Genomic DNA, 18804 nt, shown 5'->3' with positions numbered 1-18804 from the left:
ATGAAACGAAGAGAAGCACTTAAAGGATTAGGTATGTCACTAGGTTTAGTTGTAGCTACGCCTTCTGTTATAAGTTTATTGCAAAGCTGTAAAAGTGACCCAAAAATAGATTGGGTGCCAGAATTCTTTTCTCCAAAAGAAGGACAGGCGATTAAAACCCTAGTAGGTATAATTTTGCCAAGCACAGGTGATATTCCAAGTGCTGTAGAAGTAAACGTTCCTGAATTTATTGATAAATATGTATCGCAAGTGGCGAGTAAAGAGGAGCAAGAAAACTTCAAGAAATCAATATCGGCTATTATGAAAGCTTCTAATGGTAATTATGACAAGCTGTTGGAAAAATATTTAAAAGCTTCGCCTGAACAAATACAGGCTTTTCAAGAAAATGAAGAAGAAAAAACTGTCTATGAAGCTTTATTGGGGCTACGAGGAATTTCTATCTGGGGATATAGAAATAGTAGAAAAGTAGGTATGGAAATCTTAGCTTATGATCCAATACCTGGTGTTTTAGAAGCATGTATTTCTTTAGATGATGCAACGGGTGGTAAAGCTTGGTCTTTACAATAGGTAAATATGAAAACTAGGCTGTCAATACTACTGCTATTATTATCATTTTCATTATTAAATTGTAAAGAAAAACCTAAAGGACAAAAGGAAAAGATAGTATCTGAAAATTGGATACAACTTTTTAATGGAAAAGATCTCAACGACTGGAGAGTTAAAATTAAAGGGTATAAAGTTGGTGTAAATGCTCTCAACACTTTTAGAGTTGAAAATGGTATTCTGAAAGTGTCTTATGATAACTACGATGATTTTGGTGAATTATATGGTCATATCTTTTATAAAACTCCATTTACAAATTATAGGCTAAGATTAGAATATAGATTCATTGGCGAACAGGCACCTAAAGGTGAATCTTGGGCAACAAAAAATAGTGGTGTTATGTTGCATTCACAATCGCCTGAAAGCATGGAAATAAATCAAGGTTTTCCAGTATCATTAGAGGCTCAATTTCTAGGTGGTATTATACAAGGTGAAGACAGACCAACTGCAAATCTTTGCACTCCAGGAACTCATGTTACTATTAAAAATAATGTAGTTACCGATCATTGTATTAATTCTACTTCTAAAACTTTTTATGATGACAGTTGGATAAAAATGGAAGCATTAGTTTTAAATGATTCTTTAATAACACATTCTATAAATGGTATAGAAGTTATGCGATACTCAAAACCGATTATAGGTGGCGAATACTTACCAAAAAATAAAAACTGGAAATTGAGAGAAAAGCAGTCTCTAGATACAGGTTATATCGCTCTACAGAGTGAAAGTCACCCTATAGAATTTAAGAATATCGAATTACTTGAATTAAAATAATACATAATAATAAATCTATTTTCTTATGAATGAAATAAAAAATACTTCTAGAAGATCTTTTATTAAAAAGTCCGCAATTGCTTTTGCAGGAATAAGTATAGTTCCAAGGCATGTTTTAGGGAAAGGGTTTATTCCACCTAGTGATAAGTTGAATATTGCTGCCATTGGAGGTGGGGGAAAAGGTTTTTCCGATGTGGTTAACGCATATAACAATGGCGCTTCTAACATTGTTGCCATTTGTGATGTTGATTGGAACATGGCTGCAAATGCTTTTAAAAAATTTCCAAAAGCAAAAAAGTACAAAGATTTTAGAAAATTATTAGATGAACTAAAAGAAATTGATGCATTAACAATTTCTACGCCAGATCATACTCATGCAGTAATTGCTATGGCTGCTATGCAATCAGGTAAACATGTCTATGTTCAAAAACCTCTAACTCACAATATTTATGAAGCTCGAAAATTAACAGAAGCTGCAAACAATTATAAAGTAGTTTCGCAAATGGGTAATCAAGGAGCTTCTGGTGAAGGTGTAAAACAAATGATTAATTGGTTTAATGAAGGGAAGATAGGCAATGTGCATACAGTACATGTATGGACAAATAGACCTGTTTGGCCTCAAGGAATACCCACTCCAACAGATAAACCAAAAATGATGGATGGTCTTGATTGGGATGCTTGGATTGGTCCTGCAAAAATGGTTGATTACCACCCCCTTTATCATCCTTTTAAATGGAGAGGATGGTGGAATTTCGGTACTGGTGCTTTAGGCGATATGGGATGTCATTTAATGGATCCTCCCTATAGAGTATTAGGCCTTGGTTATCCTACAGAAGTTGAAAGTAGTGTTGGAGCAATATATACACGCGACTGGGTTCCTGAGTATTTACCAGAATCTTGTCCACCATCTTCAACAACACAATTAAAATTTCCAGCGACAGCTAAAAATCCTACCAAATTAACCATGACTTGGACGGATGGTGGTCTAAGGCCATTCCGTCCTTCATTAATTCCTGCTGATCATCCAATTGGAGATAATAATAGTACCAATGGTGTTATTATGATAGGTGAAAAAGGTATAATGACTTGTGGAACTTATGGAAGAACTCCTAAAGTTTATTTAAATTCTGGAGAATTACTCACTTTTAAAGAAAAGGAGAATACACTTCCTGAAAACGGACATCAAATACAATGGGTTGAAGCATGTAAAGATGGTTATGGTAGCAAAAAACACAAAGCATTAACCTCATCGTTCAATTTTGCTGGTCCTCTAACAGAGTCTATATTGATGGGTAACTTAGCAATTAGAAGTTATTTGGTAAGAACACCCAGAAATGATGGAAGGTACGATTATCCTGGTAGAAAAAAGTTATTATGGGATGGTATCAACATGCAGATTACCAATTTTGATGCCGCCAATCAATTTGTAAAAAGGGAATATAGAGAAGGTTGGAGTCTATAATCATCATCAAAACAGCTATTTTTTTAATTTAATACAAGTTTATGACGAAAACTTGGTGGAAAGAAAGTGTTATTTATCAAATCTATCCTAAATCTTATAAAGATTCAACTGGAAATGGTGTCGGCGATCTGAGTGGCATCATCGAAAAACTAGATTATATAAAATCTTTAGGAGTAGACATGATCTGGATATGTCCTATTTATGAATCTCCTGACAAGGATAATGGATATGATATTAGTGATTATAGAAATATTGCCGAAATATACGGTGGCAATAAAGTTTTTGAAAAATTTCTAAACGAAGTACATAGCAGAGGCCTAAAACTAATGATGGATCTAGTACTTAACCATACATCAGATCAGCATTATTGGTTTAAAGAATCTCGAAAATCGAAAACAAACAAATACAGAGATTATTATTATTGGAAATCTACCGACAGTGGTAATGCTCCTAATAATTGGCCATCCTTTTTTGGTGGAAATGTATGGGAATATGATGAAAACACAAGTGAGTACTACTTACATTTGTTCACCAAAGAACAACCAGATCTTAATTGGGATAATCCATCAGTAAGAAGAGAGCTTCAGGATGTTGTTGAATTCTGGCTTAAAAAAGGAGTTGATGGTTTTAGAATGGATGTTGTTTCACTTATTTCTAAAGGTGAGAATTTTGATAATACTAAGCTAAACGACTTTAATAAAATCATTAATAAGTATTATGCAAATGGTCCTAAAGTTCATCAATATTTAAAAGAATTAAATACTACTGTTTTAAGTCGATATGATGCTGTAACTGTTGGGGAGGGACCCGGCATTGATTTAAATAATGGCCCATTGTATGTTGATGAAGAGCGTAAAGAGTTAGACATGATTTTCCATTTTGGACATATGTTTATTGATTCCGGTCCCGGAGGTAAATATGATCCCGTTTCTTATGATTTAGTTGATTTTAAAGATGTATTTAACAAATGGGATGAAAGACTAAAAAATGGAGGTTGGGGAAGTGTTTTTTTGGGGAATCATGATTTTTCAAGAATGGTTTCACGTTTTGGTAACGACAAGAAATATAGAGTGGAGTCTGCTAAACTTCTTGCAACTTTATTGTTTACAATGCGGGGTACTGTATTTGTTTACCAAGGTGATGAAATTGGTATGACAAATGTTGCTTACCCAAGCATCGAAGATTATGATGATGTAGAAACCATTAATAGTTGGAATGAAGCAAAGGAGAAAGGAGAAGACATGAATGAATTTCTGAAAAAAGTTCATTCAACTAGTAGAGATAATGCAAGAACACCTATGCAATGGAGTACAGAGATAAATGCAGGTTTTTCAAATGGCGATCCTTGGTTAAAGACTAATGATAATTATACATCTATTAATGTAATTAATCAAGAGGATGACCCAAATTCTATATTAAATTATTATAGGTCGATGATTCAATTTAGAAAAGAGAATCTAACACTTATTTATGGTGATTATGAGTGCCTAGATATTAAGAACAAAAATATATTTGCCTATAAACGTTGGAATGATAGTTCAAAATTTCTAATTTTATTAAATTTTAGTGATGACAACACTAACTGGAAATCACACTTAAACCAATCTGATTATAGGCTTTTAAAAACAAATACTGAAAATTTCTCTGTGAATTTTTCTTTAACACCCTGGCAATCAAAAATTTTTATATTAAATAGTTAGTAGTGTTAATCTTTAATTTTTAACTTATTTCTTACGGAATCTTTCGTAATTTGGGGCGAAATTTCTTAGCCCTGGATGAAATCAAAGATTACACTAAAAGATATTGCAAAAGAATTTGGCGTTTCTACTTCTACAGTTTCTAAAGCGCTTAATGATAGTCATGAAATAAGTCAAGAAACGAAAGATAGAATAAAGGCATATGCCAAGTATTATAATTATAGACCAAATACTCTTGCATTAAAATTAAGACATCAAAAGACTTATGTAATTGGTGTTATCATACCAGAAATAGTTCATCACTTTTTCTCTACCGTTTTAAGAGGGATAGAAGAGTTTGCGAACTCTAAAGGTTACAATGTAATGGTTTGCCTATCAAATGAAAGTTATGAAAAAGAATTATTGAATATTGATATGCTTATTGAAGGTAGCGTTGATGGGATTTTAATTTCGGTTTCAAGTGGAACACAGAAAAAAAAGGATTATAATCATATAAACAAATTAATCCAGCAAAAAACTCCAGTAGTATTATTTGATAGAATAATCGAAGAAGTAAATTGCGACAAAGTAATTATAAATGATGAAGGTGGAGCCTTTACTGCAACAGAATACTTAATAAAATCTGGTTGTAAAAAAATAGCTCTTATTACACATCCAGGTTATTTAAACATTAGTCATTTAAGAAAGAAAGGATACTTAAAAGCTTTAGACAAGTATAATATTCAAGTAAACAACGATTTTATAATTGAAATTGAGTCAGAAGATTATATTGAAGAACTCGTAGGTTCTATGTTTAAGAATAAGGATAATTACCCAGATGCTATTTTAGCTGCCAATGGTGAAATATATGCTAGTGCCGCAATACAAATGGCAAATAACAAAGGATTAAATGTACCAAATGATATAAGCATAATAACATTTACCGATGGGGTTATCTCAAAGTATTCTTCACCCCCATTAACTGCCCTAGTACAGCATGGTTTTGAAATGGGAAAACAAGCAGTAGAGCTTTTAATACAAAGAATTGAAAACAAAGATTCACAAGTAGGATTTCAAAAAAAGGTTATTTCAACTAATTTAAAGCCTAGAAAATCAACTAGATAATAGTTGCTTAATCGTTTTCGAGTTAAAAATTTTTATTTATTATATTCTAATTTTACTTCTAATAAAACATATTTTAGCCAAACTATAATTTCAAATTAGTGATAAAAGGTTTTATTTTCGATTTAGATGGCGTTATTGTTGATACAGCAAAGTACCATTTTTTAGCTTGGAGAAAGTTAGCAAACAATATAGGCATTGATTTCTCAGAGCTTCAAAATGAACAATTAAAAGGAGTTAGTAGAGTACAATCTTTACAAAAGATATTAGATTGGGGTAACAAAACTATTTCTGAAGATTTTTTCATGGAATTAATGGGCAAGAAGAATAATGATTATCTAACTTATATTGATACAATGGATGAGAATGAAGTATTAAAAGACGTTCCTAAAATTCTCAATTATTTAGATAAAAATAATCAACCCATTGCATTGGGGTCAGCAAGTAAAAATGCTAGAAACATACTTAGAAAAGTTAACTTGTATGACAAATTTTACACTATTGTTGATGGCAATGATGTTTGTAAAGCTAAACCAGATCCAGAGGTATTTATTATCGCTGCTAAACAATTAGGTGTTCCTTCTGAGAAATGTATCGTTTTTGAAGATTCAGTGGCAGGCATAGAGGCTGCTAATACTGCTGGAATGATTTCAATTGGAATTGGTGATAATCATGTTTTAAATGAAGCTAATTATACATTTAAAAATTTTACTGAAATATCATTAAATTTTATTGACGAATTAATTAAAAAATGAACCAAGATTATATAATTCCAGATGAGTGGAGTATTATAGAAGAAGGATTTGATGCGGAACGCGTAAAATCATCAGAGAGTATTTTTAGCATTGGCAATGGTGCTATGGGCCAACGTGCAAATTTTGAAGAATCATATTCTGGTGATACTTTTCAAGGCAGCTATATAGCAGGAGTCTACTATCCTGATAAGACCAGGGTTGGTTGGTGGAAAAATGGCTACCCCGAATATTTTGCAAAAGTGTTAAATGCACCTAGTTGGATCGGAATCGATATTAATATTAATAGCCTGCAGTTAGATTTGTCTACTTGTAAGAAAGTAGAAAACTTTAAGCGTGAATTAAACATGAAAGAAGGTTGGCTAGCAAGAAGCTCTAAGTTAACACTTCAAAATGATAATGAAATTCAGGTAGAAACAAAACGTTTTTTAAGTTTAGATATTGATGAAGTTGGTGCTATAGAATATTCCGTAACACCTTTAAACACTAATACTGATTTGGTGATTACACCCTATATAGATGCGGGTATTAAAAATGAAGATTCTAATTGGGATGACAAGTTCTGGAATATTTCAAACTTAGCGGTTGAAAACAATCAGGCATTTATTGAAACACAAACTTTAAAAACCGATTTTCATACCTCTACTTTTATGCAGTCTGAGTGTTTTGTAAATCGTCAAAATGTAGGATTGCATCCTCAAGTAGTTAAAACGGATAACAAAATCAGTTTTATTTATAAAATATCTATCAATAAAGGAGAAACATTTACTATTCATAAGTTTGGAGGTTATACTGTTGATAGATACCATAATAAAACCGAGTTAATTCAAACTGCAAAGAATGTGCTTGATCAAGCGACAGATTTAGGATTTGAAGAACTCCTCAATAAACAGAGAAAAGCTTGGGCAAATATTTGGCACATGGCTGATATCATCATAGAAGGTGATATAAAGGCTCAACAAGCTATTCGATTTAATATTTTTCAGCTAAACCAAACGTATTTAGGAACTGATCCGCGTTTAAATATTGGACCAAAAGGTTTTACCGGCGAAAAATATGGTGGTAGTACCTATTGGGATACTGAGGCTTATTGCCTACCCTTTTATATGGCAACTAAAGATCAGAAAGTAGCTAGAAATTTACTTGAATATAGATACAACCATTTAAACAAGGCAATTGAAAACGCTAAAAAGCTAGGATTTAGTAATGGTGCTGCCCTCTACCCTATGGTTACCATGAATGGAGAAGAATGCCATAACGAATGGGAGATTACCTTTGAAGAAATTCATAGAAACGGAGCTATTGCTTTTGCTATTTACAATTATCATCGTTATACAGGAGACTTCAGTTACATTCCTGAAAAAGGGTTGGAAGTTTTAATCAGTATCGCTCGCTTCTGGCATCAAAGAGCAAGTTATTCTACGAATAAAAATAAGTATGTTATTTTGGGGGTTACTGGCCCAAACGAGTATGAAAACAACGTAAATAACAACTGGTATACTAACTATATTGCAAAATGGTGTATTGAATATACTGTTGAATGTATTAACACCGTTAAGCATAATCATCCTGATGATTTCAAACGAATAATTTCTAATACGAATCTAAAAGGTGAAGAGACATATGAATGGATGAAAGTTGCTGATGAAATGTATTTTCCGTATTCAGAAAAACACCAGGTTTACTTACAACAAGATGATTTTTTAGACAAAGAGCTGATTACAGTTTCAGAGCTAGATAAATCACAGCTACCAATTAACCAAAAATGGAGTTGGGATCGTATTCTGCGTTCACCATATATTAAACAAGCCGATACTTTACAAGGTTTCTACTTTTTTGAAGATCATTTTACTTTTGAAGAATTAGAACGTCATTTCAATTTTTATGAACCCTTCACTGTACATGAAAGCTCACTATCTCCATGTGTACATAGTATTCAGGCAGCGAAATTGGGTAGAATGGAACAAGCATATGAGTTTTATTTGAGAACTTCTCGCTTAGACCTAGATGATTACAATAAAGAAGTCGAAGAAGGGCTACATATTACCTCTATGGCGGGTACTTGGATGAGTATCCTTGAAGGTTTTGGTGGTATGCGAATTAAGAATAATATGCTCTATTTCAATCCTCAAATTCCTGAGCAATGGAAGAGCTATACTTTTAAAATAAATTTTAGGGGTAACATTCTTTCAGTTAAGGTTTCAAAACAAGAGACCGAATTTAATCTCTTAAAAGGTCAACCAATTAAATTGCTTCTTACTGATAAAGAACTGCTAATAGACACTAATCAAGTTCATTTAAATTAACATAAAATGAAAATAATAAAACCACTCTTAATTATATTAGTTCTAATACTTGTTTCATGTAATAAACAAAAGAAAGTTGTTGAAAAAAAGACACGGTCTATACCATTTACATGGGAAGCTGCTAGCATTTATTTCTTATTGACCGATCGATTTAATAATGGAGATGAAAATAATGATGTAAACTTTGAAAGAACAAAAGAGACGGCAGTTTTAAGAGGGTTTGAAGGAGGAGATATTAAAGGAATAACCAAAAAAATAAAAGAGGGTTATTTTAATAATTTAGGAGTTAATGCGATCTGGTTGACACCAATCGTTGAGCAAATTCATGATGGTACCGACGAGGGTACGGGTTACACGTATGGTTATCATGGATATTGGGCCAAAGATTGGACAACAATTGACCCTAATTTTGGCACTAAAGAAGACTTAAATGAGCTTGTAGAAATTGCACATAAAAATGGTATAAGAATTTTATTAGATGCGGTTATTAATCATACCGGTCCAGTAACTAATCAAGATACCGTATGGCCAGAATCTTGGGTGAGAACTTCACCTAAATGTACATTTGATTCTTATGAAAACACAATTAAGTGTACACTGGTAGAAAACCTACCTGATATCAAAACCGAAAGTAATGATTCTGTTGAATTACCTCCTCAACTTGTTGAAAAATGGAAGAAAGAAGGAAGATATGAGCAGGAGATGTCAGAATTAGATGCTTTTTTTGAAAAGACAGGATATCCTCGTGCACCACGCTTTTACATTATGAAATGGCTTTCAGATTATATTACCGATTTCGGTATTGATGGTTATCGTGTAGATACCGTGAAGCACACAGAAGAAAATGTTTGGGAAGAATTTGAAGATGTTTGTGAGAATGCTTTTGACGAATGGAAAAAAAACAATCCTGAATTGGTGTTAGATAACACCCCTTTTTATCTAGTAGGTGAAGTATACAATTACAGCATCGATTCAAATAAATTTTACGATTTTGGCGATAAGAAAGTAGATTATTTTAATGATAGTTTTGATGCGCTGATCAATTTTGATTTACGATCTAGTGAGAACAAATCATATGAAGAAGTTTTTTATAAATATGATAGCATTTTAAATAATGAGCTTAGTGACCATGGTACTTTAAGCTATCTCACCTCACATGATGATGGCAGCCCTTTTGATAAAGAAAGAAAGAAAACCTATGAATCTGCAATTAGGCTTTTACTTGCCCCAGGAGCATCTCAAATATATTATGGAGATGAGTCTGCTCGTCCATTAATTATAGAAGGTACAAATGGTGACGCCACTTTACGTTCTAAAATGAATTGGGAAGATATTGCTTCAAATAAAGAAACTCAAAAATTACTAAAGCACTGGCAAAAATTAGGCAGGTTTAGACATAATCATCCTGCAATTGGTGGAGGAACTCATAACATGATTTCAGAAACGCCTTACGTGTTCTCTAGATCTTGGAAAAAAAATGATTTCAATGATACTGTTGTAGTTGGTTTAAATCTACCTATAGGTAAAAAAATAATACAAACGACAAGCGTATTTAAAGATGGAACAGTCGTCCGTGATTCATATAGTGACCAAATTGTAACTGTAAAAAAAGAAAGTGTCATAATCAATTCTGATTTTGATATTGTACTATTAGAATCAGTTGAATAAATGGTTATGAAAAAAATATTTCTGTTATCGTTAGTTATAGTGCTATTTTTTAACTGTAAAGAAGTCCAAAAAGAAAACAAATTACCTAAAAAAGAAAAAAAAATAACTCCAATTTCCGATAAAGTAATTGAATCTGCTGTTATTTATGAGGCTAATATTCGCCAATACTCTCCAGAAGGAACCTTTGATGAATTTACCAAAGATATTCCCGAACTTAAAAAACTTGGAGTTAAAATTATTTGGCTAATGCCAATTAATCCAATTTCTGAAACCAAGCGCAAAGCTACCGGAGGTGATTTTGCACATTTAATTGAAGATGGAGCAGAACGTGCTAAAATGTTAGGCAGTTATTATGCCGTATCAGATTATAAAAAAGTAAATCCCGAGTTTGGTGCTATAGAAGATTTTAGAGAATTGGTTAAAACTGCACACCAAAATAATATTTATGTAATTTTAGATTGGGTTCCTAATCATACAGGATGGGACCATGTTTGGCTTAAAGACCACCCTGAATATTATGCGAAAAATGATAACGGAGAAATTACAGATCCTTTAAACACAGATGGTACCTCTAAAGGTTGGGGAGACGTCGCTCAATTAGATTATACCAATACAAATATGCAAAATGAAATGATAGAAGATATGTTGTACTGGGTTGTTGAGGAGCAAGTTGACGGATTTAGATGTGATCATATAGAACCTATACCTGTAGATTTTTGGAAAAGAGCAATTACTAAACTTAGATCTAAAAGAGCAGTCTTTATGCTTGCTGAAAATGATGATCCAAAATTTATGAAAGGAAATGATTTGTTTGAAATGGAATATGGTTGGAAACTGCATCACTTAATGAAAGATATAACTAAGGGTGAAAAATCTGTTGATGAATTTTATAACTTAATGACTTACATTGACTCTACCTATGAAGATGATGACATCATTATGAATTTTGTAACAAATCATGATGAAAACTCATGGAATGGGATTGTTACCGACCGATATGGTGAAGCATCTGAAGCAGTATTAGCATTAACATATCTGATTCCTGGCATGCCTTTAATTTATTCGGGGCAGGAATATGATTTAAGCCATAAATTAAAATTCTTTGAAAAAGATCAAATTCCGAAAACAAAGGGAAAAATATGGCCTATTTTAGAAAAATTGGGCAAATTAAAAAATACTTCTTCTGCTCTACATAGTGGAAAACAAGCCGCCTCTTATCGAAATATTAGCACTAAAAATGATAGAGTTATTGCTTTTGCCAGAAGTAAAAACGGAAATGAAATTATTTATATTTCTAACTTTTCTGATCAACCAGTTGAAATCGAAAATACTATAAAAGGAAGTTATTTAGACTACATGAATAATTTTAAAATTGAATTAAATAAAGAAAAAATTAGCTTGAAGCCTTGGGAGTATAATATCCTTTTGAAAAATTAATTTATTATCAATCCAATAAACTAATGTTGAAAATCCACAAACTAAAATAACCCAAACAACCTCTTACTTTTTTGATGTTGATTATATCTAAATAAAATGAAAAACACCTACAAATAGTGTTATCTGTAGATGTTTTTGCCGTTTTTGCGGAGAAAGAGGGATCAGAACCCTAACTGTAAACCACTATTAATCAATTCATTAGAGCGCTTATCCTCTCCTACTCACCGAATTACTCACTTTTAATTTGTAGTAATTTGTTAAAAAATGGCATATACAATCCTTTGAACAACATAAAAAAAGAAATCAAATTATTTTGGTGATAGTTCTTTCTTATGATTAAAGTATTTTTATCAGAATTGAGAATAATATTGAATAAAAAAATGATGTTATTCTACCTTTGAAAGTAATAATTCAGCTCTCTTTAAAAAAGAATCATTATTAAGCTTTTTTGCCAAATCGATAACTCTAGTAAGACTCTTAAATGAATCTTTATTTTGTCCTTGTTTATGGTACATATTCCCAAGCTCCCATTCTGTCCTGAGAATACCTATTGGAGAATTAATTTTTTTTGCTTTTCTAAGGGCATATTTGAGTAAAGGCGTGGCAACGACATATTTTTCATCTCTTAAATATACCTGCGCCAATGAAATTGCTCCAAAAATTGCTCCATCTATATAGCCAATATCTTTGCGTAATTTGTATGACCTTTTAAGATGAATAAGAACCCTATCATTATGGTTTTGAAAAATACTCAAGTAACCTAAATGTCTTTCTGCTTCAGCTTCCATAAATTTTGACCTACTTATTTTTGAATATTTCAAGCATTCATTTAAATAATTTTCAGAAGATCGAAATTTTTTTTGTCTTAAACTTATAACTCCAAGAATATTTAATGCTTCAGAAATACCTTCGTAATCATTAAGTATTTCTCTAATTTCTAATGATTTCTTTAAGTTATCTATAGCGCTATTCCAAAATTGTTCACCTTTCCTAAACTTAAAATAGCCTTTTCCATATAAAGCATCACCCAAAAGTATTCTATCATTATTTATTTCAAAATGATCAATATTATACTGATAAAGTTTTAAAGATCTATCATCAAGTTTATTCTGATGAAATGATTTTCTAATAATTACATCCGCCAAAATATTTTTTAAATATCCCAATGTAGACGATTTACAATTATTGTTTCTCAACTTAATAATTTCCTTTTCTAAAATGTAAATAGCCTTATCTAATTTTCCTTTATACCTAAGTTTTTCTGTTTTTTCTCTTATCGATTGAATATTATTGATTTCTAACTGTGCACTTAACAGATTATTAGAAAAGAAATAAAAAATTGTTGAAAATAAAAATGCCTTTGACAAAACTTTCATTTTGCGATTTCCTTTTAAATTGAACCATTAACATTGAATAACATTTCGTTTTTCATCTCATTGTTTTTAATTATTCAAATAGTCCAAAATAGCGTTTATTGCCGGATCAACATTATTTATATAATCTTTAAGATTAGGCTCTGCACCTAATTCAGGGGCTATCCATTTTCTACTGTCATTAGAATTAAATCCTCCCTGCCAATAATTGTTTGAAACACTTGCATACATGCCACTATATGGCAGTTGAAACATATTCCCTTCAGCTATAAAATTGGGACGAGTACCAGTAGGTTCACCTACAAAAATAGCCTCAGACCATTTATCTAATGCAGCAATAGGTGGCATAGTAGCTGAAAAAGTATTTCGGCCAATAATAATGAATAACTTTCCTCTCTCATTATAATCCGACTTTAAAAGTTTTTTCACCAAAGCTCGACCCAGGTGAGCGTTACCACCATTATTCAACCTCACATCTAAGATTAATGCCCTTGCTTTGTTGTCGTCAGCATTTTCTAAAAACCTAGAAGTGAATTCATCCATGGATTCATTTTCCATATCCCTCATATTATTTATCTGCACGTAAACCAATTTGGACTCCTTAATATAAGTACTCCAAAAAGTAACATTTGGATTTTTTAAGTATAAAGGGATAGGGTTCTTTGAACTGGAATTCATATGATACCATTCGTTTGTTGCTATACTGGACATCACTGAAGGGTTCATTCTTGTACTTGGCTTTAAATTAGATGTAATTGTTCTTCCCTTACTATCTTTCAAAATTAATTTTACTGAACTAGGATCTTTTAAAACACCTTTCCCTTTCAATAATTCGGGTGCTCTTAAAAACCAGGGTAATTGCCATTTAAGCTGAAAACTATTATCGAGACCAGTAACCGGTACTTCATTAAACATTTGATATATATCATTAACTTTATAATCTCCAATTTTTAAAACTTCTTGCCCAACAATATTGGAGTACTCTTTAGAAGCAGCTCTAATGAATAATTTATCTTTAAAAAAATAAAACTCAACTGGCAGCATATTGTAAGTGTAGTTTAGTGCATTACCGAACATCGGATTTGCATATGTATGACTATCCATAGCAAGAGCTCCTATTTCAGAAAACTTAGTCATTATTTGATTCGTACTCATATTTGGAATGCTTTTATGAAGATTTGAAATTATAGAATCCCATTTTCCCTTACTTGTATGGTGAAAAATATCGTAGTGAGATTTTTCCATTCGATTTTTTAAGAATAGTAATTCTTCTTGCCACGCTTGAGAGGAATTATTTTTGATTGAAACCGATAAACCAAGAAGGTCATTAAAGTTTTTTGAAGAAAAGTATTTTCTAAAATCATCTTCTCTTTTAGCAATATTTATATAATCAGGTGAATAGTCAATTGTAGTTGATAGTAAATTAAAGGCTCCCTGCTCATTCCCCAATTTAGCCTCAATTCTTGCCAAATAATAGTATGCATATCCATCATTGGTAGAAATACCATTCTTAAGGGCTTCATTAAAGTACTTTTTTGAGTTATCATAATTTTCAAGCATAAAATATGCCCGGCCAATTCTATAGTAAAAATCCCCATTATATGGTGATTTTTCAACTAAACTTTGATATAGTTTTGATACTTTTTTCCAATCTTTAGAATTATATGCTTTTTCTGCTAAATGTAGGATCGGCTGAGAGTTAATGGATAAAGAGGTAAAGAAAATAATAACGAAAAGAATATTTTTAAGCATGTTATAAATATTTAGAATACGGCCTAAAAATAAAGCGTCTCTTTCTTTAAAAAAGTCTAGATAATTATGTCAACCTTCCAAATGGCGTCTTTGGTATTCTGCAGGTGTCATATTATTAATTTTTCTAAACCAGTGATAAAAAGTTGTTTTAGAGTTGAACCCAGAATCGTATCCTATTGAAGTGATTTTCAACTTCTTATATTTTGGATCTGATAACATTTTTTCAGCACTTTTTACTCTATAAGTATTTACTAAATCGGAAAATGTGGTACCCTTGTATTGATTTAGAAGTTCTGAAATTTGATGTGAAGGAATAGATGTTTCTTTTGACAAATCGGTTAACTTCAAGTTTAAATTTAAGTAAGGTCTATTCTTTTCAAAATAATTTATAATCGTCTCATAAAGTTTTTTAGCAGAATATTCGTCCAAAGAAGATTTTTCATATTTTTTTGTATCAATTTCAATATCTGGAATTATAGTTTTAGGTGCCTTGAGAACAGTAAAGGCATATATATATAAACTAAACGTTATTAAGGCTGCGCCAATTTTATCTGCTTCAATTGCAACAGACTTATCAAAAAATTGTAAAGTAAAAGCTATATATACTATAACTATCACAACTAGTTGAAAAAAAATAAGCTTTTGAAAAAGATTAACATTAAAAGGTGTTGGTTTATTTCTTTGGATGTTTCTCCTAAAACCCTTTACTACGGCAAAACTGAATATCAGGTATACTACTGAATGTATACCTTTAAACCAGCTAAATAAAGCAACCCTCAAAGGAATATTATTGTTACTTCTCCATTCAATATAGTTTAATTTATATTGAACATCTTTTAAATAAAAAGGAAGAAACAGAAGACTAAAAAACACAAAAGGTATTAGGTGAATTAAGTTTGTTTTATATATTTTATAATTTTTGTCAATAACCGCATATGTATAATATAAAAATAAAGGCCCTATCAGCAGTGGAATCGTTTCTCCAACTCTGTAAAACCTTACAATACTATTGATAGAGAAAAGTTCAATTAATAATTCTGGTAGCAATAATAATGAATAACATATGACAAGAGCTATTAGTATTCTTAACGGAAGAGCTTTTCTGTTTTTTAAAAGCGATAAAGCTGTTATAATAAATACTCCTTGAGCAATACCTATACTGAACAATATAAGCCATAACTTATCCATAAAATCAAATTAATAAATTTTAATTACTACAATAGCGTAAAAGAGATTAATTTTTTTGCTTTTCCCCTGAAACGTTGGCATCAATTCTATAGAACTGCCCGGTGTAATTATTATTTAGCTTTAATAAGCGAATTGGTAAAATCCCTAATGGTACTGGCTGTTTTCCTCCACTTAAAGCATAAACCCATAAACTATCTTCCTCCCAAAAAGCATCGATAATTGTAAATTTTTGTAAACCTTTGAAGTCAAAGTATCCTAGATCATTACTCCCTTTTTTGAGTACAATTTCACCTTCTAGTGAGTTGTTACCCATAGAAATATTTAAAACATATTTTCCAAAATCTTCATTCTCTAATTCTTTAACTTGTTTGCCTTCAATTTGTATAATTAATCTTTTCGCCAACATTTGAAATTCCCCTCTTTCTAAAGGTGCACTTCTCATGTTACAAACTATTGCTATCGAAAGGTCATGTTCAGGATATACTAATAAACCAGTAGTCGTACCTGGTGTTTTGCCATCACCCCAAAAAGTAAGCCTATTATTCCATCCTTTACGTTGCCCCCAGCCCATACCTTCTTTGCTTGTAAAGCCTTTGATGGTTTTGTAAGGAGAAGTGAGCTTCAACAAATCTTCTTTCGAAAATAATTTTGAGCTAAATGTGTGACTTGCTCCAAATTTAGATAAGTCTATTGCATTAGATAAAAAACCGCTTCCGGCCCATCTACCACTTAAATTTATATATGGTGCATTTTCAGGTTCTCTGTTAGTGCCATATTGATAGAAACCTGTTCGGTTCTTAATTACTGTTTTTTGATTATCAGCTACTGTATTCGTCATATTAAAGGGTTTGAAAACCAAGTCTTCCATAGCGGTCAAATACGGTTTTCCAGTAACATTTTCAATTACAGCAGCCAATACCGAATAGGCATAGCTAGAATAGGTTATTCCTTCATCTGGATTATGTGATAGAGGTCTGTTTTTAAATTTATTTATTGCTTCTGCCGAGGAACTATACTGAGTAATGTCCAAAGCATCTGGAATATCTATATAATGCCCTATACCGCTTGTATGATGAGCAATTTGTTGAATTGTGATATTTTCCCAAGATTTAGGGATTGAATCTAAGTATCTAGAGATTTTATCGTTTAATCGTATTTTTCCTTGTTTATACAGTTTGTATATAGCAGTTCCTGTAAATAGCTTTGAAACGCTAGCTACTCTAAATTTACTTGAATCAGAAACAGGAACATTATATTCGAGATTGGCATATCCATAATTCTTATTCCATATCACTTTATTTTTATGTGAAACTGCAATTGACAAACCAGGTATATTACTTTCATTGATATACTTATTTAGTAATTTGTCGATTGCACTGAAATCATCAGCAAATGACTGAGAGACTAAGGTATTAGTGTTAAAAGCAAATAGAATTAAAGTTAAATTGAGTATTTTTTTCATATTAATAATCTGTTATTTATTAAGTTTTATTTGCTGATATAGTTTTGTAAATAATATTATATTCGTTTGATTCTTAACCAACTCTGAGAGTTTATTGCCACTATAATTAGGTGGGATATGAGTAACAATAATTTTTTTTGGTTTAATATGCTTATTAATTCTTTCAATTGAATTTTGCTCAATTAACATCCAATAAGGTAAAATAACTGCATCAAGATTCATTTCTGATATTTGCTTTTCTTTCATATCATCAATCAACATGTCCCATGAAGTATCACCTAAATGTAGAATTGAAAAATTGTTTAAATAAATTATATATGCCATATTTTCAATCGTTGCATGACGAGAAGGGTTAATATGTCGGCATTTAAATGCGTTTACTTTTATACCGTTATGTGAAACCAAATGCTCTTTGTCATCATAGGTTATTGGTTTTATACCTCTGAGCATTTTATCATCACTTATTTTTGCCTTAATTAAATTGGCAACCTGATTTGGTGCAACTATTAAGGATTCCTTATTATGGTGTAAAAAGAGTTTATAATATTCTGGATCAAAATGATCGCAATGCTTGTGAGTAATTAGTGCTAAGTTAGGAGCCTTGTGATTACTATACTTGCCAGTAATAATCTCTTTTACTGCTTTTTCGCTTGGATAAACATATTCAGATCTATATTTCTTATGAAATCCGTCAATGACCACTGCACCTTCTGTATGTGATATTAAAATCCCCATATTACCCAAATAAGAAATTGATAAATCATTATTATTCTCTAAGGGCCCCTCCCATAGAACTTCCTCTATAATCCATGTGTCATCTTTTCGAGATAAAAGTGCATAATCAATACCCCACCAGGCAGTTATTTTAGCAACAGCGATATGATTGCCAATGTCAAGGACTTCAACCTTTTTAAGAGCCTCTGGCTTGGCAAATTTTTTATTTTTTAAAACGTTATTTGCATAGTTAATCGCCCCTTTATAAGTCATATTTCCTTCACTGGTATAAGAGTTACTTCCTTTACTTTTCCAATAACCGAGCTTATAAAGAGAAGGTTTGATACTACTAATTATCTTACTACTATCACCTTGATAGAATCCTTCAAGGTAGTTAGTACATGTTTGGATAATTTTTCTTTCATCTATACTTTTTTGAGCGTTTGTTTTATTGCTGAGAACTATTAAAATAATAAATATTATATATAACTTCTTCATAAAATTTTCACTGTAAT

Annotated in this window: 14 protein-coding genes; 9 read left to right on the top strand and 5 right to left on the bottom strand. The window is 31.5% G+C overall.

Going from position 1 to position 18804, the window contains the following annotated elements:
• From AC1EUV_RS11325 to AC1EUV_RS11285, 9 genes are all read left to right on the top strand, one after another.
• Positions 1-567, top strand: coding sequence for a gluconate 2-dehydrogenase subunit 3 family protein (locus tag AC1EUV_RS11325; RefSeq protein ID WP_480198822.1), 567 nt, complete (start codon positions 1-3; stop codon positions 565-567).
• 6 nt (positions 568-573) lie between these two features.
• The gene (locus tag AC1EUV_RS11320; protein ID WP_480198821.1) at positions 574-1377 is read left to right on the top strand and encodes a 3-keto-disaccharide hydrolase; all 804 of its coding nucleotides are present in this window, start codon (positions 574-576) and stop codon (positions 1375-1377) included.
• 25 nt (positions 1378-1402) lie between these two features.
• The gene (locus AC1EUV_RS11315; RefSeq protein ID WP_480198820.1) at positions 1403-2839 is read left to right on the top strand and encodes a Gfo/Idh/MocA family oxidoreductase; all 1437 of its coding nucleotides are present in this window, start codon (positions 1403-1405) and stop codon (positions 2837-2839) included.
• Positions 2840-2880: 41 nt separating this feature from the next.
• Complete coding sequence (locus tag AC1EUV_RS11310) at positions 2881-4539, top strand: glycoside hydrolase family 13 protein (protein ID WP_480198819.1); 1659 nt, start codon at positions 2881-2883, stop codon at positions 4537-4539.
• 75 nt (positions 4540-4614) lie between these two features.
• On the top strand, positions 4615-5640 hold the full coding sequence (locus AC1EUV_RS11305) for a LacI family DNA-binding transcriptional regulator (RefSeq protein WP_480198818.1): 1026 nt from the start codon (positions 4615-4617) through the stop codon (positions 5638-5640).
• Positions 5641-5738: 98 nt separating this feature from the next.
• Positions 5739-6392, top strand: coding sequence for a beta-phosphoglucomutase (gene pgmB / locus AC1EUV_RS11300; protein ID WP_480198817.1), 654 nt, complete (start codon positions 5739-5741; stop codon positions 6390-6392).
• Positions 6389-8695, top strand: a complete 2307-nt coding sequence (locus AC1EUV_RS11295) for a glycoside hydrolase family 65 protein (protein WP_480198816.1) — start codon at positions 6389-6391, stop codon at positions 8693-8695. Before pgmB ends, AC1EUV_RS11295 begins: the two co-directional genes overlap by 4 nt.
• Before the next feature lie 6 nt (positions 8696-8701).
• Complete coding sequence (locus AC1EUV_RS11290) at positions 8702-10363, top strand: alpha-amylase family glycosyl hydrolase (RefSeq protein ID WP_480198815.1); 1662 nt, start codon at positions 8702-8704, stop codon at positions 10361-10363.
• 6 nt (positions 10364-10369) lie between these two features.
• Complete coding sequence (locus AC1EUV_RS11285) at positions 10370-11800, top strand: alpha-amylase family glycosyl hydrolase (protein ID WP_480198814.1); 1431 nt, start codon at positions 10370-10372, stop codon at positions 11798-11800.
• Positions 11801-12186: 386 nt separating this feature from the next.
• Here AC1EUV_RS11285 and AC1EUV_RS11280 read toward each other — a convergent pair whose 3' ends face one another.
• The 5 genes from AC1EUV_RS11280 to AC1EUV_RS11260 form a co-directional block, all read right to left on the bottom strand.
• Positions 12187-13176 (bottom strand): tetratricopeptide repeat protein, encoded by a 990-nt coding sequence (locus AC1EUV_RS11280; protein WP_480198813.1) that lies wholly within the window; start codon positions 13174-13176, stop codon positions 12187-12189.
• 66 nt (positions 13177-13242) lie between these two features.
• Positions 13243-14925: a TPR end-of-group domain-containing protein gene (locus tag AC1EUV_RS11275; RefSeq protein WP_480198812.1), complete on the bottom strand. Its 1683-nt coding sequence runs from the start codon at positions 14923-14925 to the stop codon at positions 13243-13245.
• A 69-nt stretch (positions 14926-14994) separates the two neighbouring features.
• Positions 14995-16113, bottom strand: coding sequence for a helix-turn-helix domain-containing protein (locus AC1EUV_RS11270; RefSeq protein WP_480198811.1), 1119 nt, complete (start codon positions 16111-16113; stop codon positions 14995-14997).
• A gap of 46 nt (positions 16114-16159) precedes the next feature.
• Entirely contained in the window at positions 16160-17575 is a 1416-nt protein-coding gene (locus tag AC1EUV_RS11265) for a serine hydrolase domain-containing protein (protein ID WP_480198810.1), read from the bottom strand.
• Between the two features lie 12 nt (positions 17576-17587).
• On the bottom strand, positions 17588-18787 hold the full coding sequence (locus AC1EUV_RS11260) for an MBL fold metallo-hydrolase (protein WP_480198809.1): 1200 nt from the start codon (positions 18785-18787) through the stop codon (positions 17588-17590).
• Between the last annotated feature and the right edge of the window lie 17 nt (positions 18788-18804).

Source organism: Maritimimonas sp. 2304DJ26-3 (assembly GCF_056591635.1).
The sequence above is the reverse complement of the archived record's forward strand: the minus strand, read 5'-3'. Positions and strand labels throughout refer to the sequence as shown.

Excerpts from the sequence above, each read along its gene's own strand:
- AC1EUV_RS11320 (WP_480198821.1), top strand. The coding sequence starts at position 574 with ATGAAAACTAGGCTGTCAATACTACTGCTATTATTATCATTTTCATTA.
- AC1EUV_RS11290 (WP_480198815.1), top strand. The coding sequence starts at position 8,702 with ATGAAAATAATAAAACCACTCTTAATTATATTAGTTCTAATACTTGTT.
- AC1EUV_RS11325 (WP_480198822.1), top strand. The coding sequence starts at position 1 with ATGAAACGAAGAGAAGCACTTAAAGGATTAGGTATGTCACTAGGTTTA.
- AC1EUV_RS11295 (WP_480198816.1), top strand. The coding sequence starts at position 6,389 with ATGAACCAAGATTATATAATTCCAGATGAGTGGAGTATTATAGAAGAA.
- AC1EUV_RS11270 (WP_480198811.1), bottom strand. The coding sequence starts at position 16,113 with ATGGATAAGTTATGGCTTATATTGTTCAGTATAGGTATTGCTCAAGGA.
- AC1EUV_RS11310 (WP_480198819.1), top strand. The coding sequence starts at position 2,881 with ATGACGAAAACTTGGTGGAAAGAAAGTGTTATTTATCAAATCTATCCT.
- AC1EUV_RS11275 (WP_480198812.1), bottom strand. The coding sequence starts at position 14,925 with ATGCTTAAAAATATTCTTTTCGTTATTATTTTCTTTACCTCTTTATCC.
- AC1EUV_RS11265 (WP_480198810.1), bottom strand. The coding sequence starts at position 17,575 with ATGAAAAAAATACTCAATTTAACTTTAATTCTATTTGCTTTTAACACT.
- AC1EUV_RS11305 (WP_480198818.1), top strand. The coding sequence starts at position 4,615 with ATGAAATCAAAGATTACACTAAAAGATATTGCAAAAGAATTTGGCGTT.
- AC1EUV_RS11280 (WP_480198813.1), bottom strand. The coding sequence starts at position 13,176 with ATGAAAGTTTTGTCAAAGGCATTTTTATTTTCAACAATTTTTTATTTC.
- AC1EUV_RS11260 (WP_480198809.1), bottom strand. The coding sequence starts at position 18,787 with ATGAAGAAGTTATATATAATATTTATTATTTTAATAGTTCTCAGCAAT.
- AC1EUV_RS11315 (WP_480198820.1), top strand. The coding sequence starts at position 1,403 with ATGAATGAAATAAAAAATACTTCTAGAAGATCTTTTATTAAAAAGTCC.
- AC1EUV_RS11285 (WP_480198814.1), top strand. The coding sequence starts at position 10,370 with ATGAAAAAAATATTTCTGTTATCGTTAGTTATAGTGCTATTTTTTAAC.